The organism is Bosea sp. RAC05, from assembly GCF_001713455.1.
GTDB lineage: Bacteria > Pseudomonadota > Alphaproteobacteria > Rhizobiales > Beijerinckiaceae > Allobosea.
The window spans coordinates 3055575-3077938 of sequence record NZ_CP016464.1; the positions used below are offsets into that span (position 1 = coordinate 3055575).

The following is a 22364-nucleotide window of genomic DNA, read 5'->3' on the forward strand; positions in this document are numbered from 1 at the left end:
GACAGGACCATAAGGGCTTGGCGCGGCTGCGCAACGGGGCCGCGGTGCAGCCGGCGCATCACGTCCCTGCGATCCTGCGACGCCCCGCCCCGTGGCCAATCCCGCCCGTCTGGCGTAACCAGAGCGGCATGACGACACCGCGCAGGGATCAGGTCGACATCGCCATCGTCGGGGCCGGCGCCGTCGGGCTCGCGGCCGCGCTCGCGCTGGCCGAGGGCGGGCGCCGCATCGCCCTGCTCGGCCCTGTTCCGACCCATCGCGACGGCCGCACCGTCGCGCTGCTGGACGGCTCCTGGCGGCTGCTCGGTGAGTTCGGCCTGCACGACGCGCTGGCCGACAAGGCCGCGCCGCTGGCGGTGATGCGGCTCGTCGACGACACCGGCAGCCTGTTCCGCCAGCCCCCGGTCGAGTTCCGCGCCTCCGAGGTCGGGCTGCCCGCCTTCGGCTGGAATGTCGAGAATGCCGAGCTGGTCGCAGCGTTGGCGGCCCGGCTCGCCACCACAGCCGGGGTCCGCCACGAACCCGGCCTGGTTTCCGGCATCGCGACCGACGAGGACGGCGTCCTGCTCTCGGGCGAGGGCTTTTCGCTGCGGGCGAGCCTCGTCGTCGGTGCGGACGGGCGCCGCTCGCGGGTGCGCGAGGCGGCCGGCATCGCCGCCCGCGACTGGGATTATCCGCAGAGCGCGCTGACAGCGATCTTCGCCCATGCCCGCGACCATCGCGACGTCTCGACCGAGTTCCACACCCGCAAGGGCCCCTTCACCCTGGTCCCCCTGCCCGGCCGCCGCTCCTCGCTGGTCTGGCTGCTCGATCCCGCCGAGGCCGACGAGGTCGCGGCGCTGGACGACGCCGCCTTCGCCCGCCGCGTCGAGCGGCAGGCGCATTCCCTGCTGGGCGCGATGCGGCTCGACGGGCCGCGCGGCCGCGTGCCGATGGGCGGGCTCTCGGTCGAGCGCTTCGGCGCCGATCGCATGGTCCTCGTCGGCGAGGCCGCCCATGTCTTCCCGCCGATCGGCGCGCAGGGGCTCAATCTCGGCCTGCGCGACGTGATGGCTCTGCGCGATGCGGTGGACGAAACCTCCGATCCCGGCGCGCCGGCGGCGGTTGCAGCCTATGACCGGGCGCGGCAGGCCGATGTCCGCCTGCGCACCGGTGCGGTCGACACGCTCAACCGCACCCTGCTGACCGATCTGATGCCGGCCGATCTGCTGCGCGGCGCCGGATTGTTGGCGCTTTCCCGCATCGGCCCGTTGCGGCGGCTGGTGATGCGGCAGGGGCTCGCGGGCGGGATGCCGCGGTAGCGCGCCCTACCCCAGCAACGCTTGCGTATCCGCGCCGCTGGCCGCGACCTCGCGCAAGGCCACAGCCTGCTCGCGGAACACCGGCGCCAGCGGCAGCGGCGTCGAGACCAGCCGGCGACCGCCGGGCTCCTGCGCCTGCGTGTCGAACAGCCCCCGCGCCGTCGCATGCGGATCGGCCACCGCCTCCTCGAGCGTGCGCACCACCGTGCAGCAGCAGTCGCGCGGCTCCAGCGTCTCGCGCCAGTGAGCGGCGGGCCGGCCGGCGATGATCGCCGCGATCGCCGCACGCGTGGCGTCGGGATCGATGCGGTCGTCGCGCAATGCAGGCGAAAGCCCGATCTCCTCGCAGAGCACGTCCCAAAACTTCGGCTCCAGCGCGCCCACGGCCAGGAACCAGCCGTCCTGCGTCGCATAGAGGCCGTAGCGCGGGCTTCCCCCCGTCAGCAGCGCCTCACCGCCTTCGGGATAACGCCCCGTGACCTGGCCCTGCGCCAGCCCGTACCAGGCGAAGGCCGGCATGGCGTCCGTCATGGCGATGTCGAGATGGCAGCCCTGTCCACTGCGCTCGCGCTGGCGCAGCGCCAGCAGGATGTTGAGCACGGCCGGCATCGTGCCGCCGGCGATGTCGGCGACCAGCGGCGGCGGCAGCGGCGGCGCCGCGCCGGCCCGCAGCGACTGGCCGAGCAGCCCGCCGACCGCCTGGTAGTTGATGTCGTGCCCGGCCTCCTGCGCGCGCGGACCGAACTGGCCATAGCCGCTGATCGAGCAATAGATCAGCCGCGGATTGATCGCCGACAGGGCCTCATGACCGAAGCCGAGCCGCTCCATCACGCCGGGCCGGAACTGCTCGATCAGGATGTCCGCCTGCGCGATCAGCGGCGTCAGCCGCGCCAGCGCATCCGGCGCCTTCAGATCGATCTCGACGCTCGCCTTGCCGCGGTTGAGCACGGCATAGGGCGCCGAGGTCTCGCCGAAGCGCGGCGGAAAGCGGCGCATCTCCTCCCCGCCCGGCCGCTCGATGCGGATGATTCGGGCCCCCGCCTCGGCCAGGAACAGGCTCGCCATCGGCCCAGGCAGCAGGGTGGAGAAATCCAGGACCGTGAGGTCGTCCAGCGGCAGCATCGGCGTCCTGCGCATCGCGATGCCCGGTCGGAAACGTCTCGCGGGTCCTCAAGCCCTCATCCTGAGGAGCCATTCCGAAGGGAATGGCGTCTCGAAGGATGGTCCCGGAGGCTCCCGAACCATCTGGAGCATCCTTCGAGACGCAAGCCCTGCGGCTTGCTCCTCAGGGTGAGGGCTGTCGATCGGCGAGCCGTCTCCCCGGGCGATCAGGGGAAGAGGTCGGCCGCCATCCTGCCCGTCTTCACCAGCCACAGGAAGCCCGTCAGCGACACCATCGAGACGACGGTACCGATCAGGATGCAGGCCGAGGCGCGGTCGATGCCGACGCGGTACTGCGTCGAGATCATGAAGATGTTCAGCGCCGGCGGCAGCGCCGCCATGATCACGCCGGTGAAGATCCAGATGTCGGGGAAATTGCCGATCGCCGAGAGCAGCACCCAGATCAGCAGCGGGTGCAGCACGAGCTTGATCGCGACCAGCACCGGCACTTCGGCCGGCAGCGTCTTCATCGGCCGCAGCGCCACGGTGACGCCGAGCAGGAAGAGCGCACACGGCGCGGCCGCCTGCGCCAGCCACAGCGTCATCTTGTCGAGCACCGAGGGCAGCTCGAAATGGGTCGCGCTCGCGAGGATGCCGAGCAGCGTCGCGACGTTGAAGGGATGCGTCGCGACCTGCCAGGCGACCTGCCGGGCGGTGTCGAGCGGGCTCTTCTTCTCGACCCCGGCCAGCGCCATCAGGAACGGGATGATCGAGAACAGCAGCAGGCTGTCGAAGACGAAGATCAGCACGAGCGGCGCGCTCGCGCCCGGGCCCAGCGCCGCCAGCAGCAGAGGCGGCCCCATATAGCCGATGTTGGAATAGGAGCCGGCGACGCCCTGCATCACCGCCTGCGGCAGGTCGCCCCGCGTCGCCCGCAGGCCCACCGCCAGCGACAGCATGAAGACCAGGAAGGTCGAGAGCGTCGTCGCCAGGATGAAGCGGCCATTGGCGAGCTCCGTCACCGGCTTGTCGGCGATCAGCCGGTAGAACAGCGGCGGCAGCGCAACATAGATCAGGAAGAACTGCAGCCAGACCAGCCCCGCCTCCGGCAGGCGCTTCCACCGGCCGATGACGAAGCCAAGCAGAATCAGCCCGAAGAAGGGCGCGACGAGATTGGCGATGGTGGCGAGATCGGCCATGCGGTCGACAGTCCCAGCGGAGGCGCCGACCGCGAGAGGGATCGACCTGCCCGGCGCTGTTTAGCCGGTGCCGGCCCGCACGCAAGCGGCAACGGCGCCGGGGCGGGTGGCAGGAGATGCGGGCAGGACTGAGAACCTAGGAATAAATGGACGGATTATCGTCCTAGGCATTCTGTCGCAATTATATACTTGACAAAGCAGGCCATGGGGCTATCTTCCTAATCACAGGAGACAGCCATGGCCGCCGCACTCGACAACCCGATTTTCACCGACGCCGACAAGGCCCGCGAGCATCTTGAAGCCCAGCGTTGGCCCAACGGCGTCGTCTGCGCTCAGTGCGGCAATGCCGACCCGTCGAAGATTCACGGCCTCAAGGGCAAGGCTCATCGCCCCGGCGTGTACCAGTGCGCCGAGTGCCGCGAGCAGTTCACCGTGACCGTTGGCACCGTCTTCGAGCGCTCCAAAATCCCGCTCAACAAGTGGATGCTGGCCGTCCACCTCATGACCTCCAGCAAGAAGGGCATCAGCGCCCATCAAATCCACCGCATGCTCGGCGTGACCTACAAGACGGCGTGGTTCATGTGCCATCGCATCCGCGAAGCCATGCGCGACGACAACCCGCCTCCGATGGGTGGCGACGGCCATATCGTTGAGGCCGACGAAACCTACTTTGGCGACAAGGAAGTCGTTGCCCAGCGCACCAAGCGCGGCAAGACCCGCATCGGCGGCAAGCGTGCCGTCGTCGCGCTGGTCGAGCGCGGCGGCTCGGTTCGTTCCTTCCATGTCAAAAGCGCCGACGCGACCACGATCCGCGAGATCGTCGTCACCAACGTTCACCGCACCTCGGTTCTGCACACCGACGAGAGCAAGCTCTACACGAAGACCGGCACGGAGTTCGACGGCCACGAAACCGTCAAGCACACCGCTGGCGAGTATGTGCGCGGCATCGTGCACACCAACACCATCGAAGGCTTCTTCTCTGTCTTCAAGCGCGGCATGAAAGGCATCTATCAGCACTGCGCCGAGAAGCACCTGTTCCGCTACCTCGCGGAGTTCGACTTCCGCTACAACAACCGCACGAAGCTCGGCGTCTCCGACGTGATGCGCCGCGACAACGCCTTGAAGGGCATTGAGGGCAAGCGCCTCACCTATCGGCGGGCTGGTGAAGCCGCGCTCGCGTAAGCAGCAAGCCAAGCGCATCCTGCGTAAGCGACGCTCCAAACGGTAAAATCGCGTGGACAACCGGCGCGGGCGTGGCGCCGGGCATGCTCGCGGACTCCACCTTTCGTTCTGGGCGTGTTCCCGTCGTGGGCGGCGAATCGAGAAAGGCCGGGCGCTTGCGGCACCCGGCCCGTATCGAGGGCACGTAGCTGAACTGGAAGCCTCCGCAGGCGCACAGCACCGGATTCGTAATCCGGAGAATGTTGGTTCGAGTCCAACCGTGCCCGCCGCCATCCTCACTACGAGGCTGGAAGCGCGTCAATCCTTCTTTCCGTTGGATTGGGTCTTAATGTCCTTGACGGGCTTTTCAGCCCGCTTGGAATCGTCATGCGGTTTCGGCGGCGTCGCCAGCATCCGCTTTAGCACCTCGTCGCGGCGCTTCTCGTCAAAATCGGGATCAGCACTCAATGTCCATCTCCAGCCCGCAGATCGTCACCGAGGAACACATCGCCGCTTTCGGCTCCATCATACATTACTACGCGTACGCCGAGAGCGGGATAAAGATCACATTGGCCGGCCTGTTAGACATGGACCTGAGGGAGATGCTCATCCTCTCTGAGCCATATTCGTCGATGAACCTAAGGACTGTCGCAAAAAGCATCGTGAAAGAGCGCCTGGGCCCTGGGAAGGAGGCCGACCAGTTCATCCAACTGATAGGCGAGCTTGGTACATTCGGACCGCTAAGGAACGCAATTGCTCATCAGCGCTGGACAAAAGGGGCAAGGCCCGGGTCGATCAGGCCATTTCACCTCGACATCAGATCCGGCTCGGCGCTCTTAAAAGGCCAAAGCGACACTGAGAAAGATTGGACAGCCGCAGAACTTGCAGCCGAAGGCGACCGAGCGCGCAAGCTCAACGCATCCATCGTTCGCTACATGCAATCCAGCGGCATCATTGACCGCATGGATCGGAAGCATGCCGCCAGAAGCTCCGCAACCGAATCGTCTGACGGCAGCTCGACCAACGATTGAGCGTGCTCGTCACGCAGGAACCAATTCACAAACTCAGAACGCCCCGCCTCGATCATCTCGGGCGTGACCTCGATTTCAGTGCCGGCCTGTCGTGTTTCAGGGTGATTCGTCATGGCTGCTTTGTCAAGTATATAATCGTCCATTCTGTCTCCCCACTCCCCTCTCTCGCCCAAGGGAGGATGGACGCGCCCCTTCCGCTCGGCCACATTCGCTGCACCGCAGCAGGGAGCGCCCGATGACCACCAAGACGCCGCGCCAGTTCTTCCGGCCTCTCGCGATCGGCGCGCCCGAGCCCTTTCGGGAGCTGCCGCTGCGGCTCGAGCGGATGATCCACTTCGTGCCGCCGCATCTGGAGAAGGTCCGCGCCAAGGTCGGCGACCTCGCGGGCCAGGTCGACATCGTGCTAGGCAATCTCGAGGACGCCATCCCCGTCGAGGCCAAGCAGGCGGCGCGCGACGGATTCATCGCCATGGGCCAGGCGGTCGACTTCGGCAAGACCGGGCTGTGGACGCGGGTCAACGCGCTGAACTCGCCCTGGTTTCTCGACGACATCACCGCGATCATGGCGGCGATCGGCGGCAAGCTTGACGTCGTGATGGTGCCCAAGGTCGAGGGCCCCTGGGACATCCATTATGTCGACCAGCTGCTCGCCCAGTTCGAGGCGAAGCATTGTCTGCCCAAGCCAATCCTGATCCACGCGATCCTGGAGACGGCCGAGGGCGTCAAGAACGTCGACACCATCGCCACCGCCTCGCCGCGGATGCACGGCATGAGCCTCGGCCCGGCCGATCTCGCCGCCTCCCGGGCGATGAAGACGACGCGCGTCGGCGGCGGCCATCCCGAATACAAGGTCATCGCCGATCCCACATCCGATGGCGGCCCGCGCGCCGTCGCGCAGCAGGATCTCTGGCACTACACGCTGGCGAAGATGGTCGATGCCTGCGCGGCAGCCGGCATCAAGCCCTTCTACGGCCCCTTCGGCGATTTTGCCGACGAGGCGGCCTGCGAGGCCCAGTTCCGCAACGCCTTCCTGCTCGGCTGCGCCGGCGCCTGGACCCTGCACCCCTCGCAGATCGCCATCGCCAAGCGCGTCTTCAGCCCCGACCCCGCCGAGGTCGCCTTCGCGATGCGCATCCTCGAGGCCATGCCCGACGGCTCGGGCGCGGTGATGATCGACGGCAAGATGCAGGACGACGCCACCTGGAAACAGGCCAAGGTCATCGTCGATCTCGCCCGGCAGGTCGCAGCCCGCGACCCCGATCTGGCGGCCCGCTACGGGATGTGATCGACGGATGCGTCAAAACGGTTGATTTTGACGCATTTGCGACGCAATTCTCACGCAAGCGCGCAAGTTCAGGCTCGCTCGCGCCAAGACGGTGCACCACGGAGACGGTGCGCCACGACAGGATGGATCGCTCACCCATGGAAGCACGTTCCGCCAAGTTCCGGATCGGCCAGGTCGTCAAGCACCGGGTCTACCCGTTCCGGGGCGTGATCTTCGACGTCGACCCGGTCTTCTCCAACACCGAGGAATGGTGGCTGGCGATCCCCGAGCATCTGCGCCCGTCCAAGGACCAGCCCTTCTACCATCTCTTCGCCGAGAACGACGAGACGGAGTACGTCGCCTATGTCTCGGAGCAGAACCTCGTCATCGACGAGACCGGCCGCCCGGTGCGCCATCCGCAGGCGAAGGAATTCTTCCGCCGCGACCGCAAGGGCCGCTACCAGATCGACCGCGCCGGGCTGAACTGACGCGCACGTCGCGGCTCACCCTCACCGGAAACGAAACAGGCCGCCCTCTCGGGCGGCCTGTTTGCTAGTGGGGTCGCGCGACCGCTCAGGGCTTGGGCGGGATCGCCGGCGCGGCGCCCGGGGCCGCATTGGCGCCGCCGCCGCCGAGCCGCTGGCGCAGCTCCTCCTGGCGCTTGGCCAGCTCGTCCTGAAGCTGCTTCTGCTGCTCTTCCAGCACCTTGGGGTCGATCGCCGCGCCGTCGAAGCCCTTGGCGAAATCGGTCAGCGGGATCGCGAAGGAGACCTCGCGGGCGCCCTGGTTCTGGACGCTGACGCTCAGCGTGTTGCCCTTCTTCATCGAATTGATGAAGTCGTCCTTCACCTGCGCCTCGGCGAAGCAGCCGTTCGGGAAGCAGATGGCGAAGCGGCCCGGCGTCGGCTGGGCGGTGTCCACGCCGAAGCGGATGCCCGGCTGCAGCAGGAGGCCCAGCGGCATCAGGAAGCGCACGATCTTGTTCGGATCGCCCTTCACGTCATAGACCGCGACGGCGAGCACAGGCTGCCCCTGGTCCGAGACGAAGTCGCGGGTCGTGTAGCAGATTTCCTTGTTGGCGGTCTCGTCCTTGCCGCAGACCTTGGTCCAGGCGGTCTGCGAGGGCTCGGGCTTGACCTGCACCACGGTCGGGCCGGCGCCGGCAGGCGGCTGGGCGGGCTGAGCCGGCTGGGCCGGACGCGGATTGGCGGGACGCGGCTGCGCCTGCTGCGCGAAGGAGGCCATCGGGGCGAGGCCGATCGCCGTGCTGAGAGCGATGCTCAGGGCGCGGACGGACAGGCGAAACGAAGCGGACATGTAGTTTTCCTTATCAGCGAATTCGGGATCACGACTTCGCAAGCCGCGCACGTCACCACCGGCAGCCCCATCGCATATCCCTGCCGGCCATCGCAAGCGGTGCATCAGGGGCGAATGCGGCGTGAGCATGACGTCTCCCTTCGGCTTTAGCCAGTTCCGTTGCGGGATTCCAGCCCGAATAGCTGACGGCGAGGCGGCCCGCCATGCTATCCTGTGCGCCAGAATCAGGTTGGACGATGCATTTGCTTCACGCGGCCGAGACGGCATCCAGGGCCGCCGCCATGGCCCTCCTCGCCCTGCTGGCCCTGCTCGTCGCATCGGCCACGACGGCTCGCGCCGAATCGCAGCCGCCGTTCGACCACGCGATCGCGATGCATGGCGAGCCGGCCCTGCCGCGCGGCTTCGCGCATCTGCCCTACGCCGATCCGAGCGCGCCGAAGGGCGGACGCATCGTGCTTGGCCAGCAGGGCACCTTCGACAGCCTCAATCCGCTGGTCGTGCTCGGCGTCGCGCCCGACGCGGTGCCGCGCTATGTCCAGCAGAGCCTGCTGTTTCGCTCGGCCGACGAGCCCTTCACCGCCTATGGCCTGCTCGCCGCGCGGGTCGAGCTGAACGAGGCGCGCACCCGCCTCGCCTTCGAGATCGACGAGCGCGCCCGCTTCTCCGACGGCACGCCGGTGACGGCGCAGGACGTTCTCTTTACCTTCGAGATGCTGAAGACGAAGGGAAAGCCGTTTCATCGCTCGAGCCTCGGCCGTGTCACCAAGGCCACGGCCCCCTCGCCGCGCCGGGTCGAGTTCGAGCTCGGCGACGGCAGCAACCGCGAACTGCCGCTGGTCATCGGCGCCATGCCGATCTTCGCCAAACACGCCACCAATGCCGAGACCTTCGGCGAAACCAGCTTCAAGCCGGCGCTGGGCTCGGGCCCCTATGTCGTCGCCGACCTCGTGCCGGGCGCCACCATCACCCTGAAGCGGCGCAGCGACTTCTGGGCCGAGGACCACCCGCTGACGCGCGGGCTCTATAACGCCGATGAGATCCGCTACGATTTCTACCGGGATTCCAACGCGCTCTTCGAGGCTTTCAAGGCCGGGCTCTACGACGTCCGCATCGAGCCGGACCCGACGCGCTGGATGACCGGCTACGACGTGCCGGCCGTGCGCGACGGCCGCATCCTGCGCGAGACGCTGCATTTCGACGCGCCCAAGGGCATGACCGGCCTGGTCTTCAACACCCGCCGGCCCTTCTTCGGCGATGTGCGGGTGCGCGAGGCGCTGGCCATGATGTTCGATTTCGAATGGGTCAACCGCAACCTCTTCCACGGCGTCTACCGCCGGGCGGGCAGCTTCTTCTCGGATTCGACGCTGTCGGCCCTCGGCGTCCCCGCCAATGCGCGCGAGCAGGCGCTGCTCGCCGCCTTCCCCGGCGCGGTCCGGCCCGACATCCTCGCGGGAACCTGGACGCCGGCGGCGACGGACGGGTCGGGACGCGACCGCGAGCAGGCGCGCCGCGCGCTCGATCTGCTCAACAAGGCCGGCTTCGGCATGGTCGACGGCGTGCTGCGGAGCATGAAGGGGGGCGATGCGCTCGCCTTCGAGATCACCGTCACCAACCGGCCGCAGGAGCGGCTGGCCCTGAACTATGCGCAATCCCTGGCCAGGCTCGGGATCCGCGTCGAGGTCCGGCTGATCGACGACGTGCAGTACTGGCGCCGGCTCTCCGCCTTCGATTTCGACATGATCCAGTGGACCTGGCCCGTCTCTGCCTCGCCGGGCAACGAGCAGATCGGCCGCTGGGGCTCGGCCAATGCTGGCCGCAAGGGCTCGCTGAACTATGCCGGCGTCACCGCGCCGGCGATCGACGCGACGCTGCAGGCCCTGCTCGCCGCCCGCGAGCGCGAGGATTTCGTCGCCGCCGCGCGCACGCTCGACCGGCTGCTGCTGTCGGGCTTCTACGTCGTGCCGCTCTACTACCTGCCGGACACCTGGATCGCCCATGGGCGCGACATCGTGCTGCCGGCCCGCAAGCCGCGCTATTTCCTGTCCACCGAAGTGCTGGCCCGCCGCCCCGCGGCGCCCGCGCCCGCGAACTGAGAGACCTCGCCGATGCGGGCCGGACCGGACGAAGCCGCTGCCCTCCTGGACGGCCTGCATTTCGACACCCTGCTCCAGGCCCTGGCGGCCGGCCGCGGCTACGAGCCGGCGCTGCGCGATCCGCCGGGTCGTCAGGGCTGGAGCGACGCGATCCCCAGCTCCCAGAGCTTCGGACAGCTCCATGGCAGCGCCGACAGGCTGGCGAGGCTGCTGGCGGTCAACCGCGCCCAGCCCGGTGCGCGCGTCGCGATCCTGGCGCCGCTCGGGCCGGAGGCGATCGTCTCCGTGCTCGCCTGCCTGCGCGCGGGTCTCTCGCCCATGCTGCTGCCGATGCATGGCAACGAGCTGGAACTGCTGCGGCTGATCGAGGCCGCCGATGCCGTCATGGCGCTCGGCGTCTCCCGGGTCGGCCCGCTGCGGCCGCTGCTGATGCTGCGCGAGCTCGCGGTGCGCGCCTTCGGGACGCGCTTCGTCGGCGGCTTCGGGGCCGACATCCCCGACGGCATCGCGCCGCTCGACCGGCTGATGGACAGCGCCACCCTGCACCCGCTGCCGGAGTTCGACCAGCGCGCGCCCCTTCTGGTGGTCGACGCCATGACGCTGGCCGGCCCCCTTCCCGTCACCGAGCGCGACGTGCTCGCCCGCGCGCTCGAGATCTCGCGCCTGCTCAAGCCGATGGACTCCTCGCGGATCGTGACGACGCTGGTTGGCGGCGATCTCGCAGCGCTGGCCAGCGGCCCGGCCATGGCGATGCTGACCGGCGTCGAATTGCTGACGCTCGGCCTGTTCAGCCTCGGCGACCTCCAAGCCTGCCTCGCCGGGGGGCGCAATGTCCATCTCGTGCTGCCGGGGACGATGGAAGCGGCGCTCGCCCATTCGCGCCTGGCGAGTCACCCGGCGCTGGCGAGCCTCGTCTTCGTGCAGCGCCCGGCCGGGCAGCGCAGCCTGCCGGCGGTCGACCGGGCCGACATCGCCATCGTCGACATCGACGTGACGACCGCCGCCGAGATCACGGTGAGCCGGCGGTCGTAACCGCCGAGACGGCGTCGTCATTGCGAGGAGCAGAGCGACGAAGCAATCCGAGGGGACGGCGAGCGGGCCGGCTGGATTGCTTCGCTGCGCTCGCAATGACGGTGGAGGCTCAGGCCGCCTTCTTGCGCTCCGCAATCCGCGCCAGATCGGTCAGCAGGCGCCGCGTGCCCTTCAGCCGCGCTTCCGCCGTCTCGAAATCGTCGATGAAGACGACGCGCATGTCGGGGCGCACCTTCGCCAGCGTGCCGATTTTCGCGACATAGGAGACGAGCCCTTCCGGGTTGGCGAACTCGTTGTCGCGGAAGGCGACGATGATGCCCTTGGGGCCGGCCTCGACCTTCTCGACGTTGGCGCGCTTGCACAAAGCCTTGATCGCGACGATCTCGAGCAGCTGCTGGACCTCTTCCGGCAGCGGCCCGAACCGGTCGACGAGCTCGGCGCCGAAGGACTGCAGGTCGCCGTCGTCGTCCAGCGTCGAGAGCCGCTTGTAGAGGGTCAGCCGCAGCGTCAGGTCGGTGACGTAATGCTCTGGGATCATCACCGGCGCGCCGATCTGGATCGTCGGCGACCACTGCGCCTCGCTCTCGAACTCGACGCCCGATTTCAGCGCCGCCACCGCCTCTTCCAGCATCTGCTGGTAGAGCTCGTAGCCGACCTCCTTGATATGGCCGGACTGCTCGTCGCCGAGCAGGTTGCCGGCGCCGCGGATGTCGAGATCGTGGCTGGCGAGCTGGAAGCCGGCGCCGAGCGTATCGAGCGACTGCAGCACCTTGAGCCGCTTCTCGGCCTGGTCGGTCAGCCTGCGCGTCGCCGGCACCGTGAACAGCGCATAGGCGCGCACCTTGGAGCGGCCGACGCGGCCGCGCAGCTGGTAGAGCTGGGCCAGGCCAAACATATCGGCGCGGTGGATGATCAGCGTGTTGGCGGTCGGGATGTCGAGCCCGGATTCGACGATCGTGGTCGAAAGCAGCACGTCGTACTGGCCCTCGTAGAACGCCGTCATCACGTCCTCGAGCTGGCCCGCCGCCATCTGGCCATGCGCGATGCCGACCTTGGCCTCCGGCACCTGCTTGTCGAGGAAATCCTTGACCTCGGCGATGTCCTCGATGCGCGGGACCACGTAGAAGGAGCGCCCGCCGCGATAGCGCTCGCGCAGCAGCGCCTCGCGCACGATCAGCGGATCGAACGGCGTCACGAAGGTGCGCACCGCGAGACGGTCGACCGGCGGCGTCGCGATGATCGAGAGTTCGCGCACCCCGGTCATGGCGAGTTGGAGCGTGCGCGGGATCGGCGTCGCGGTCAGCGTCAGCATATGGACCTCGGCGCGGAACTCCTTCAGCCGCTCCTTGTGGTTGACGCCGAAATGCTGCTCCTCGTCGACGATGACGAGGCCGAGATCCTTGAACTCGATGCCCTTGGCCAGCAGCGCATGGGTGCCGACGACGATGTCCATCGTGCCGTCCTTGATGCCGGCCTTTACCGCCTTGAGGTCCTGCGCCGAGACGAAGCGCGAGGCCTGGCCGACATTCACCGGCAGCCCTTTGAAGCGCTCGGCGAAGTTGCGGTAGTGCTGCCGCGCCAGCAGCGTCGTCGGCACGACCACCGCGACCTGCTTGCCCGCGAGCGCGCAGGCGAAGGCGGCGCGCAGCGCCACCTCGGTCTTGCCGAAGCCGACATCGCCGCAGACGAGCCGGTCCATCGGGCGGCCCGCAGCCATGTCGTCGAGCACGGCGTCGATCGTGTTCTGCTGGTCCTCGGTTTCCTCATAAGGGAAGCGGGCACAGAATTCGTCGTAGATCCCCTCCTGCGGGATCAGGCGCGGCGCCTCCTTGAGCGCGCGCGCCGCGGCGATGGCGATGAGCTTGCCCGCCATCTCGCGGATGCGCTGCTTCAGCTTGGCCTTGCGGGCCTGCCAGCCGCCGCCGCCGAGCCGGTCGAGCGCGACCTCGGTGTCCTCCGAGCCGTAGCGCGAGAGCAGCTCGATGTTCTCGACCGGCAGGAACAGCTTGGAATCGGCCGCGTAATGGATCTCGAGGCAGTCATGCGGCGCGCCGACCGCGGTGATCGAGCGCAGCCCGACGAAGCGGCCGATGCCGTGATCGACATGGACGACGAGGTCGCCCGGCGACAGCGAGGACAGCTCGGCGATGAAATCCTGCGGCCGGCGCGTCTTCTTGCGCGGGCGCACCAGCCGGTCGCCGAGGATGTCCTGCTCGCCGATGACGGCGAGCTTGCCGGCCTCGAAGCCGGTCTCGAAGCCCCAGACCGCGAGCGCCGTGGTACCCGGCTTCAGGTCGAAGGCGGCGCGCAAGCTGCCGGTCATCTGCACGGTCTTGAGCCCGTGATCGGCCAGCACATGGGCGAGGCGCTCGCGCGAGCCCTCCGACCAGGCCGAGAGGATGACGCGCCGGCCATCCTTCTCGAGCGCCTTCACATGCGCGACCGCGGCATCGAACACGCTGCCGGCATTGTCGGCGCGCTCGGCGGCGAAGCTGCGACCCTGGCGCGCGCCGAGATCGACGATCAGCTTGCCGTCGCTGTCGGGCAGCTGGAACGGCGTCAGCGTGGCCACGCCCGACTGGTCGACGATGCCGCGCCAGTCGGCCGGCGAGAGATAGAGCGCATCGGGCTTCAGCGGCTTGTAGGGCACGCCGCCGGCACTCGGCTGGTCCATCGCCGCCTTGCGGGCGTCGTAATAGTCCTTGATCAGGCTGATGCGCTCGCCGACCGCGTCCTCGACCTGGTGGTCGAGGATCAGCGGCACGTCGGGCAGATAGGTGAACAGCGTGTCGAGCCGCTCGGCCAGCAGCGGCAGCCAATGCTCCAGCCCGGCCGGACGGCGGCCCTCGCTGACGGCTTCATAGAGGGTGTCGTCGCGGCCCGGCGTGCCGAAGGTGGTGATGTAGCTCTGGCGGAAGCGCCGGATGCTGTCGCTGGTCATCTGCGCTTCGGACATCGGCACGAGGTCGAGCCCGCGCATCTGCCCGGTGGTGCGCTGCGTCTCCGGATCGAAGGTGCGGATCGATTCTAGCGTATCGCCGAAGAAATCGAGCCGGATCGGCGCCGGCATGCCCGGCGGGAAGAGATCGACGATGCCGCCGCGCACCGCGAATTCGCCGGTCTCGCGCACGGTCGAGGTGCGCAAGTACCCGTTCATGTCGAGCCAGCGCGCGAGCTGCTCGGTATCGACCATGTTGCCCGGCGCCGCCGAAAAGCTCTCGGAGGCCACCTTCGAGAAGGCCGGCACCCGCTGCAGCGCCGCATTGACGGTCGTCAGCAGCAGGCGCGGCTTGTCGCCGGACTTGGTCTTGGCGAGCCGCGACAGCGTCGTCATCCGGTGCGCGACGATCGAGGGCGCCGGCGACACGCGGTCATAGGGCTGGCAGTCCCAGGCCGGGAAGGACATCACCTCGAGATCGGGCGCGACGAACTGCAGCGCGGTCTCCAGCACCTGCAGGCGCTGGCCGTCGCGGGCGACGAAGACCAGCATCGCCGGCCCCTCCGCCTTCTTCGCGCGGGCCCGCGTCAGATCCGCGAGAACGACGGCGTCGAACCCGTCCGGCACGCTGGCCAGCGTCGGCTTGTCGCCACGATGGAGCGCATCGAGGATGCGGTCGCTCTGCAGCTTGGCGATCTGGGCGGGAGGCGGAATGCTCATGAGGAATGCGTCATTCTCGGGCTTGACCCGAGAATCTCGGGACGAGAGGGCAATGAATTCAGAGATGGTCGGGTCAAGCCCGACCATGACGCTTGCGCCGGCTTTCGCCCCGTCACGTCAGACGTGGATCGGCCGTTCGTGGTGGTGGAAGGCCTTCAGCCGGCGGAACACGGGGGTGTCGTAGTTCTCCGGCACCTCGGCCTCGCCCGTGATCCAGCTCAGAAGATCGCGGTCGAGCACCTCGATCAGCCGCTCGAACTCGTCCAGCTCGGCCTCGGAGAGCTCGCCGATATGGGCGTCCGCAAAGCCGCCCATGATCAGGTCGTTCTCGCGCATGCCGCGATGCCAGGAGCGGAAGAGGATCTTGCGGCGGCGGGGATCGAGGTCGGCGCTGGTGCGGGTCGAGCCACTCATGGGAGCCTCGGTTGGATGGGAAACCACGGGATGGTGCAATGACGATCGGGCCGGCCCCGTCGCGGAGCCTGCCGATGCGGGCTATATAGCCTCCGCATCCCGCGAAGTCAGCGGCCGAAGGGCGGCAAATCTTCGCACTCCTGACACAAGCCGAGTTGCTGCGTGCGCCCCTCCCTGCTCGATCCGCTGTTTGCCCCGGTGACGACGCTGCCAGGCGTCGGCCCCAAGACGGCCAAGGCGCTCGACAAGCTCATGGGCGACGAGATGCGGGGCGCCCGCGTCGTCGATCTCCTGTTCCACCTGCCGGTGGGCGGGGTCGACCGCCGCCCGAGCCCGACCATCGTCGATGCCCCGATCGGCGGCATCGCCACCTTCTCGGCGCGCGTCACCGAGCACCGCCCGCCACCTCCCGGCAAGGGCAAGGCGCCCTACCGCATCCTCGTCGAGGACGAGACCGGGGACGTCACGCTGGTCTTCTTCCATGCCGATGTCCGCCATCTGCTGCAGACCCTGCCGATCGGCGCCTATCGCATCGTCTCCGGCAAGCTCGAGCTCTGGGAGGGCATGCGCCAGATGGTGCATCCCGACCGGCTGCTCGACCCTGCCCAAGCGGCGGCCCTGCCGGCGATCGAGCCGGTCTACGGCCTGACCGAAGGCGTCGGCCCGCGCGTGATGGCCCGCATCGCGGCCGCGGCCGCCGAGGCATGCCCGGCTCTGCCGGAGTGGCAGGACCCCGCCTTCCTCGCCCGCAGCGGCTTTGCGCCGTTCCTCGAAGCCGTTCAGGCGCTTCATCATCCTCCCGATCTCAAGGCCGTCGAGGGTGACACGATCGCCCGCCGCCGCGTCGCCTATGACGAATTGCTGGCGAGCCAGGTCGCGCTGGCGCTGGTGCGCCGCCAGCAGAAGAAGAGCGCCGGGCGCGCCACGGCGGGCGACGGCCGCCTGCGCCATGCCATCGCCAGCGCCCTGCCCTTCACGCTCACCGACGGCCAGCGCCAGGCGCTCGCCGACATCCATGCCGACATGGAAAAGCCCGAGCGCATGCTGCGGCTCCTCCAGGGCGATGTCGGCTCCGGCAAGACCGTGGTCGCGCTGATGGCGATGGCGGCCGCCGCCGAAGCGGGCCGCCAATCCGTGCTGATGGCGCCGACCGAAATCCTGGCGCGCCAGCATGCCGAGAGATTGGCCCCGCTCGCCCAGAAGGCCGGGCTGAAGCTCGCTCTGCTCACGGGCCGCGAGAAGGGACCGGGCCGGGCGCGCGTGCTCGAAGGGCTCGCGAACGGCGAGATCGACATTGCCGTCGGCACCCACGCGCTCTTCCAGGAAGGCGTCGGCTTCCGCGACCTCGCGCTCGCCATCGTCGACGAGCAGCACCGCTTCGGCGTCCATCAGCGCCTGCTGCTCGGCTCCAAGGGCGAGGCGGTCGACATCCTCGTCATGACCGCGACGCCGATCCCGCGCACGCTGTCGCTGACCTGGTTCGGCGACATGGACATCTCGATCCTCGCCGAGAAACCCGCCGGCCGGCAGCCGATCGTCACCAAGGCGATCTCCTCCGAGCGCCATGACGAGGTCGTCGGCGCCGTCGGCCGCGCGGTCGACAAGGGCGCGCAGGTCTACTGGGTCTGCCCGCTGGTGCAGGAATCCGACACGCTCGACGTCGCCGCGGCGCAGGAACGCTACGACACCCTGCGCGAGGTCTTCGGCGACAAGGTCGGTCTCCTCCATGGCCAGATGCCCGGCCGCGACAAGGATGCCGCGATGGCCGCCTTCGTCGCCGGCGAGACCCGCATCCTGGTCTCGACCACGGTGATCGAGGTCGGCGTCGACGTGCCCAATGCCAGCGTCATGGTGATCGAGCATGCCGAGCGCTTCGGGCTGGCCCAGCTCCACCAGCTGCGCGGCCGCATCGGCCGTGGCTCGGCCGCCTCGACCTGCCTTTTGCTCTACAAGGGCCCGCTCGGCCCCGTCGCCGAGGCGCGGCTGACGATCATGCGCGAGACCGAGGACGGTTTCCGCATCGCCGAGGAAGACCTGCGCCTGCGCGGCGAGGGCGAGGTGCTCGGCACCAAGCAGTCCGGCTCGCCCGACTGGCGCATCGCCCGCCCCGAGATCGACGGCGACCTGCTGGCGGCGGCGCGCGACGATGCGCGCCTCCTGATCGAGCGCGACCCGCAGCTCGAGAGCGAGCGCGGCCAGGCGGTGCGCAGCCTGCTCTATCTGTTCGAGCGCGATGTCGCGATCAGGCTGCTGCGGGCGGGTTAGCCGGCGGGCGCGGGAGGCCCTTGGCGGCGACGGCGCCGGGCTGGATCAGCCCCGCCGACATGATCAGCTTGGCCCCGTCCTCGACCGAGATCGTGAGCTCCACCACCTCGCGACGCGGCAGGTAGAAGAAGAAGCCCGTCGTCGGATTGGGCGTGCAGGGCAGGAAGACGCCGATCTGCTCGTCCCCATCCGGCAGGCGCCCGGCGATCTCGGGGGCCGCCTCCTGCGCGATGAAGACGATCGACCACATGCCGGGCTGGGGGAACTGCACCATGCCGACCTTCCGGAACGAGGTTCCCGACTGCGAGAAGATCGTCTCGAAGACCTGCTTCACGCCCTTGTAGAGCCCGCGGACCACGGGCATCCGGTTGAGGATCGCCTCGCCCGCGTCGATCAGCGTGCGGCCGACGAGATTGGCGGTCATGAAGCCGAGCAGCGTCAGCCCGAGCAGCCCGATGATCAGCCCGAAGCCCGGGATCGGATAGGGCAGATGCGTGTCGGGCCAATAGGCGGCCGGAATCAGCGGCTTGACCAGCCCGTCGACAAAATTGACGAACCACCACGTCACCGAGGCGGTGATGGCGAGCGGCGCCGCGATCACGAGGCCGGTCAGGAAATAGCGCCGCAGGCGCGTGCCGAAGCTCGGGTTCAGCAGGTCGGCCTGCGCGACGAGGCGTGGGTCCGGCGGTGTGGGCGTCATGCGGCGGGTCCGATGGGTTGAAGGGCGCGAGCGTCGGGACGCGATGCGACAGACGTGCCAGCGGCACCGCCCGAATTCAAGGATCGCCGCGTCCCGTGCTTGCGAGCGGCGCCCGGACGGTGCTTTCGTGGCCACTGGAAACGGAATCAGCGGAGCTTCCCGGGCGATGACGCGCCGCATCCACCGCTTCCGCCGTCCGCTGCTGTTCGCGGCCGGCTGGATCCTGACGGCGCTGGGGGCCATCGGCATGATCCTGCCGCTGATGCCGGGCACGATCTTCCTGATCATGGCCGCCTGGTGCTTCTCGCAATCCTCGCCGCGGTTCGAGGCCTGGCTCCTCGGCCATCCGCGGCTGGGGCCGCAGGTGCGGCGCTGGCGCGAGGCAGGCACGATCGACCGCAGGGTGAAGCTGGTCGCCTGCGGCTCGATGCTGATCAGCTTCGCGATCCTGACTCGAACGAGCGCGCCGCCGATCGCTTTGTGGACGGCGGGGCTGTGCCTCCTCGCCGCCGGCCTTTATGTCGCGAGCCGGCCGGAACCCTGAAGCCCGGTCGGGTCCAGCCTCACTCGACCGTGACGGATTTCGCCAGGTTGCGCGGCTGGTCGACGTCCTTGCCCATGAAAACCGCCGTCTGGTAGGCGATCATCTGGATCGGCAGCGCATAGACGATGGCTGCGAAGGCCGGGTCCATGTCCGGCATGATGATCGTCGTCTCGGGCTCGATGCCGCATTCGGCGGCGCCCTTGGCGTCGGTGATCAGGATGATCCGCCCGCCGCGCGCGGCGACCTCCTGCATGTTTGAGGCGGTCTTCTCGAACAGGCCGTCATGCGGAGCCACCACGATGACCGGCATCTGCTCGTCGATCAGCGCGATCGGGCCGTGCTTGAGTTCGCCTGCCGGATAGCCTTCAGCGTGGATGTAGCTGATTTCCTTGAGTTTCAGCGCGCCTTCGAGGGCCAGCGGGTAGCTCGTGCCGCGGCCGAGATAGAGCACGTCGCGGGCCTTCGAGAGCTCGCGCGCGAGCTTCTCGATCTCCGGCTCGAGCTCCAGCGCCTTCGCCATCAGGCCCGGCAGGGCGATCAGGCTCTGGACATGGCGCGCCTCCTCCTCGGCCGAGAGCGTGCCCCGGCCGCGCGCGGCGGCGAGCGCCAGGCAGGCCAGCGCCGTCAGCTGGCAGGTGAAGGCCTTGGTCGAGGCCACGCCGATCTCCGGCCCCGCCATCGTCGGGGCCACCGCATCGCTCTCGCGCGCGATCGTCGAGGTCGGCACGTTGACGACGGATAACACCGTCTGCTGCTCCTGGCGGGCATAGCGCAGGCAGGCCAGCGTGTCGGCGGTCTCGCCCGATTGCGAGACGAACAGCGCCAGCCCCTTCTCCGGCAAGGGAGCCTCGCGGTAGCGGAACTCCGAGGCGACATCGATCTCGACCGGCAGGCGGGCGAGCTTCTCGAACCAGTACTTCGCCGTCAGCCCGGCATAATAGGCCGTGCCGCAGGCCGAGACCGACAGCCGCGACAGCGACGCCCAGTCGATCTTGCCTTCGAAGGGCAGGCGCACCCGGCCCGCCGCCATGTCGAGATACTGCGTCAGCGTGTGGCCGACGACCTCCGGCTGCTCGTAGATCTCCTTCGCCATGAAATGGCGATGATTGCCCTTCTCGACGAGGAAGGCGCCGGCGGCGACGCGCTGGGCGCGGCGCTGCACGGGCTGGTTCGCCTTGTCGTAGAAGCTCGCGCCCTTGCGGTTGAGCACGACCCAGTCGCCCTCCTCCAGATAGGCGATGAGGTTGGTGAAAGGCGCCAGCGCCAGCGCGTCCGAGCCGAGATACATCTCGCCGTCACCGATGCCGACCGCGAGCGGCGAGCCCTTGCGGGCGCCGATCAGCAGGTCTTCCTGCCCCTCGAACAGGAAGGCGAGCGCAAACGCGCCGCGCAGCCGCGGCAGGCTCGCCGCCACGGCGTCGACCGGCGTCAGCCCCCGGTCGAGTTCACGGGTGACGAGATGGGCGACGATCTCGGTGTCGGTTTCGGTCTCGAAGACGTAGCCGTCGGCCTGCAGTTCCGCCCGCAGTTCGCGGAAATTCTCGATGATGCCGTTGTGGACGACCGCGAGCTTGGCGGTGGCGTGCGGATGGGCATTGGTCTCGTTGGGCTTGCCATGCGTCGCCCAGCGGGTGTGGCCGATGCCGATCAGCCCTTCGAGCGGCTCGCTGGACAGGCGGATCTCGAGATTCCGGAGCTTGCCCTCGGCGCGGCGGCGGGTCAGCAGGCCATGCTCCAGCGTGGCGACGCCCGCTGAATCATAGCCTCGATATTCGAGCCGCCTGAGCGCCTCGACCACCTGGGTCGCGACCGCTTCCTTGCCCAGAATCCCGACGATGCCGCACATGCGAAGACCTCTTCAGACGTTGCCGTTGGCCAACCGCATAGCGGTCCGGCACACCCACGCAAAATCACTCTAAATGTCGAACTATGAATGCGGGCTTGCGGAGATGGCCGTATTTCAGGGCTTTTTGGCGGCTGCCTTGCGCGCCTGCGCAGCGTCGCGGAAGCTCTTCGCCCAACCCTCCTTGGCGATCTGGCGCCCCCGGCCGAGCGCCAGGGCATCGGCGGCGACATCCTCCGTGACGACCGAGCCGGAACCGACGATCGCGCCCGCACCGATCGTGACGGGGGCGACCAGCGAGGAATTCGAGCCCACGAAGGCCCCCGCGCCGATGGTGGTGCGATACTTGAAGAAACCGTCGTAATTGCAGGTGATCGTTCCCGCCCCGATATTGGCGTCGGCGCCGACCGTGGCATCGCCGATATAGGTCAGGTGGCTGACCTTGGCGCCCGCCCCGATCTCGGCGGCCTTGATCTCCACGAAATTCCCGACCTTGGCCTTCTCGGCGAGCTTGGCGCCCGGCCGCAGGCGCCCGAAGGGCCCCACGCTGGCGCCGGGCCCGACCTCGGCCCCCTCCAGATGCGAGAAGGCGTGGATCACGGCGCCATCGGCGAGGCTCACGCCGGGGCCGAACACGACATGCGGCTCGATCGTCACGTCGCGGCCGACCTGCGTGTCGTGGCTGAAGAACACGGTGTCGGGCGCCGTCAGCGTCGCCCCGGCGGCCATGACGGCGCGCCGCTTGCCGCGCTGGAACTCGGCCTCGGCCGCCGCCAGCTGGATGCGGTCGTTGACGCCCTGCACCTCGCTTTCGGGCGCCAGGACGGTGGCGGTCGCCAGACTCCGGGCCCGCGCGATGGCGACCGCGTCGGGCAGGTAGAATTCCCCCTGCGCGTTGCTGTTCCCGATCGCGCCGAGCAGAGCCAGCGCCTCGTGCCCGTCGAGCGCCATCAGCCCCGCATTGCAGAGCGTGATCGCCCGCTGCGCCTCCGTCGCGTCCTTGTGCTCGACGATCGCCTCCAGCCCGGACTCGCGGACGACGAGGCGGCCATAGCCGGTCGGGTCGCGCGCCTCGAAGCCCAGCGCCACGACCTTCGCGCCGCCCGCCAGCGCGCCGCGCAGCGCGGTGAAGGTCTCGGGCCGGACGAGCGGCGTATCGGCGAAGGCGACGACGACATCGTCATAGCCGGCCGCCAGCGCCTCCCGGGCCGCCAGGACCGCATGGGCTGTGCCTTTCCGCTCGGCCTGAATCGCGATCTCGACCGAGGGCAGCAGCGCCTGGGCCGCGATCCCGACCTCCGGCCGGTCGGGCCCGACGACCACGACGATCCTGTCGGCTCCGGCCGTCGATAGCGCCGACAGGGCATGGCCCAGCAGCGAGCGCCCGCCGACCTCGTGCAGCACCTTGGGGCGCTGAGAGCGCATCCGCGTGCCTTCTCCG

Annotated in this window: 18 protein-coding genes and 1 tRNA gene; 10 read left to right on the forward strand and 9 right to left on the reverse strand. The window is 68.7% G+C overall.

What is annotated here, in order from left to right; translation table 11 throughout:
- Positions 1-128: 128 nt before the first annotated feature.
- Entirely contained in the window at positions 129-1301 is a 1173-nt protein-coding gene (locus tag BSY19_RS17920) for a UbiH/UbiF family hydroxylase (RefSeq protein ID WP_069055331.1), read from the forward strand.
- Positions 1302-1307: 6 nt separating this feature from the next.
- On the opposite strand, the gene BSY19_RS17925 is transcribed toward BSY19_RS17920, so the two are convergent.
- The gene (locus BSY19_RS17925) at positions 1308-2423 is read right to left on the reverse strand and encodes a CaiB/BaiF CoA transferase family protein (protein ID WP_069057216.1); all 1116 of its coding nucleotides are present in this window, start codon (positions 2421-2423) and stop codon (positions 1308-1310) included.
- A 206-nt stretch (positions 2424-2629) separates the two neighbouring features.
- Complete coding sequence (locus tag BSY19_RS17930; protein ID WP_069055332.1) at positions 2630-3601, reverse strand: AEC family transporter; 972 nt, start codon at positions 3599-3601, stop codon at positions 2630-2632.
- Between the two features lie 237 nt (positions 3602-3838).
- Here BSY19_RS17930 and BSY19_RS17935 point away from each other — a divergent pair, with 237 nt between their 5' ends.
- Positions 3839-4783, forward strand: coding sequence for an IS1595 family transposase (locus tag BSY19_RS17935; RefSeq protein WP_069055333.1), 945 nt, complete (start codon positions 3839-3841; stop codon positions 4781-4783).
- A gap of 178 nt (positions 4784-4961) precedes the next feature.
- Positions 4962-5049: transfer RNA gene (locus tag BSY19_RS17940), tRNA-Thr, on the forward strand.
- A 31-nt stretch (positions 5050-5080) separates the two neighbouring features.
- Here the strand turns inward: BSY19_RS17940 and BSY19_RS28005 are convergent.
- On the reverse strand, positions 5081-5230 hold the full coding sequence (locus BSY19_RS28005) for a hypothetical protein (RefSeq protein ID WP_171905170.1): 150 nt from the start codon (positions 5228-5230) through the stop codon (positions 5081-5083).
- Here BSY19_RS28005 and BSY19_RS17945 point away from each other — a divergent pair.
- The 3 genes from BSY19_RS17945 to hspQ all read left to right on the forward strand — a co-directional run bounded on the left by BSY19_RS17945 (position 5230) and on the right by hspQ (position 7545).
- On the forward strand, positions 5230-5793 hold the full coding sequence (locus BSY19_RS17945) for a hypothetical protein (protein WP_069055334.1): 564 nt from the start codon (positions 5230-5232) through the stop codon (positions 5791-5793). The two genes, BSY19_RS28005 and BSY19_RS17945, sit on opposite strands and share 1 nt — an antisense overlap.
- A 235-nt stretch (positions 5794-6028) precedes the next feature.
- Positions 6029-7078 (forward strand): HpcH/HpaI aldolase/citrate lyase family protein, encoded by a 1050-nt coding sequence (locus tag BSY19_RS17950; RefSeq protein WP_069055335.1) that lies wholly within the window; start codon positions 6029-6031, stop codon positions 7076-7078.
- A 137-nt stretch (positions 7079-7215) separates the two neighbouring features.
- On the forward strand, positions 7216-7545 hold the full coding sequence (hspQ, locus tag BSY19_RS17955; protein WP_069055336.1) for a heat shock protein HspQ: 330 nt from the start codon (positions 7216-7218) through the stop codon (positions 7543-7545).
- Between the two features lie 85 nt (positions 7546-7630).
- Here hspQ and BSY19_RS17960 read toward each other — a convergent pair whose 3' ends face one another.
- Positions 7631-8374, reverse strand: a complete 744-nt coding sequence (locus BSY19_RS17960) for an invasion associated locus B family protein (RefSeq protein ID WP_069055337.1) — start codon at positions 8372-8374, stop codon at positions 7631-7633.
- A 281-nt stretch (positions 8375-8655) separates the two neighbouring features.
- On the opposite strand from BSY19_RS17960, the gene BSY19_RS17965 reads away from it, so the two are divergent.
- A complete protein-coding gene (locus BSY19_RS17965; RefSeq protein ID WP_150129661.1) occupies positions 8656-10467 on the forward strand; it encodes an extracellular solute-binding protein in 1812 nt (603 codons plus the stop codon).
- A 12-nt stretch (positions 10468-10479) separates the two neighbouring features.
- Positions 10480-11499, forward strand: coding sequence for an AMP-binding protein (locus BSY19_RS17970; RefSeq protein WP_069055339.1), 1020 nt, complete (start codon positions 10480-10482; stop codon positions 11497-11499).
- A 109-nt stretch (positions 11500-11608) separates the two neighbouring features.
- Here BSY19_RS17970 and mfd read toward each other — a convergent pair whose 3' ends face one another.
- Together mfd and BSY19_RS17980 are read right to left on the reverse strand one after the other, a co-directional pair.
- Positions 11609-15157 (reverse strand): transcription-repair coupling factor, encoded by a 3549-nt coding sequence (gene mfd / locus BSY19_RS17975; protein ID WP_069055340.1) that lies wholly within the window; start codon positions 15155-15157, stop codon positions 11609-11611.
- 117 nt (positions 15158-15274) lie between these two features.
- The gene (locus tag BSY19_RS17980; RefSeq protein WP_069055341.1) at positions 15275-15571 is read right to left on the reverse strand and encodes an FAD assembly factor SdhE; all 297 of its coding nucleotides are present in this window, start codon (positions 15569-15571) and stop codon (positions 15275-15277) included.
- A 162-nt stretch (positions 15572-15733) separates the two neighbouring features.
- Here BSY19_RS17980 and recG point away from each other — a divergent pair, with 162 nt between their 5' ends.
- The gene (gene recG, locus BSY19_RS17985) at positions 15734-17836 is read left to right on the forward strand and encodes an ATP-dependent DNA helicase RecG (protein ID WP_069055342.1); all 2103 of its coding nucleotides are present in this window, start codon (positions 15734-15736) and stop codon (positions 17834-17836) included.
- Here recG and BSY19_RS17990 read toward each other — a convergent pair.
- Positions 17814-18536, reverse strand: a complete 723-nt coding sequence (locus tag BSY19_RS17990; protein ID WP_069055343.1) for a DUF502 domain-containing protein — start codon at positions 18534-18536, stop codon at positions 17814-17816. The two genes, recG and BSY19_RS17990, sit on opposite strands and share 23 nt — an antisense overlap.
- Positions 18537-18702: 166 nt before the next feature.
- Here BSY19_RS17990 and BSY19_RS17995 point away from each other — a divergent pair, with 166 nt between their 5' ends.
- A complete protein-coding gene (locus tag BSY19_RS17995; protein WP_069055344.1) occupies positions 18703-19080 on the forward strand; it encodes a YbaN family protein in 378 nt (125 codons plus the stop codon).
- A gap of 19 nt (positions 19081-19099) precedes the next feature.
- On the opposite strand, the gene glmS is transcribed toward BSY19_RS17995, so the two are convergent.
- Both glmS and glmU read right to left on the reverse strand, forming a co-directional pair.
- Positions 19100-20926, reverse strand: coding sequence for a glutamine--fructose-6-phosphate transaminase (isomerizing) (gene glmS, locus BSY19_RS18000; protein ID WP_069055345.1), 1827 nt, complete (start codon positions 20924-20926; stop codon positions 19100-19102).
- A 114-nt stretch (positions 20927-21040) separates the two neighbouring features.
- On the reverse strand, positions 21041-22348 hold the full coding sequence (gene glmU, locus BSY19_RS18005) for a bifunctional UDP-N-acetylglucosamine diphosphorylase/glucosamine-1-phosphate N-acetyltransferase GlmU (RefSeq protein ID WP_442856655.1): 1308 nt from the start codon (positions 22346-22348) through the stop codon (positions 21041-21043).
- Positions 22349-22364: the final 16 nt, after the last annotated feature.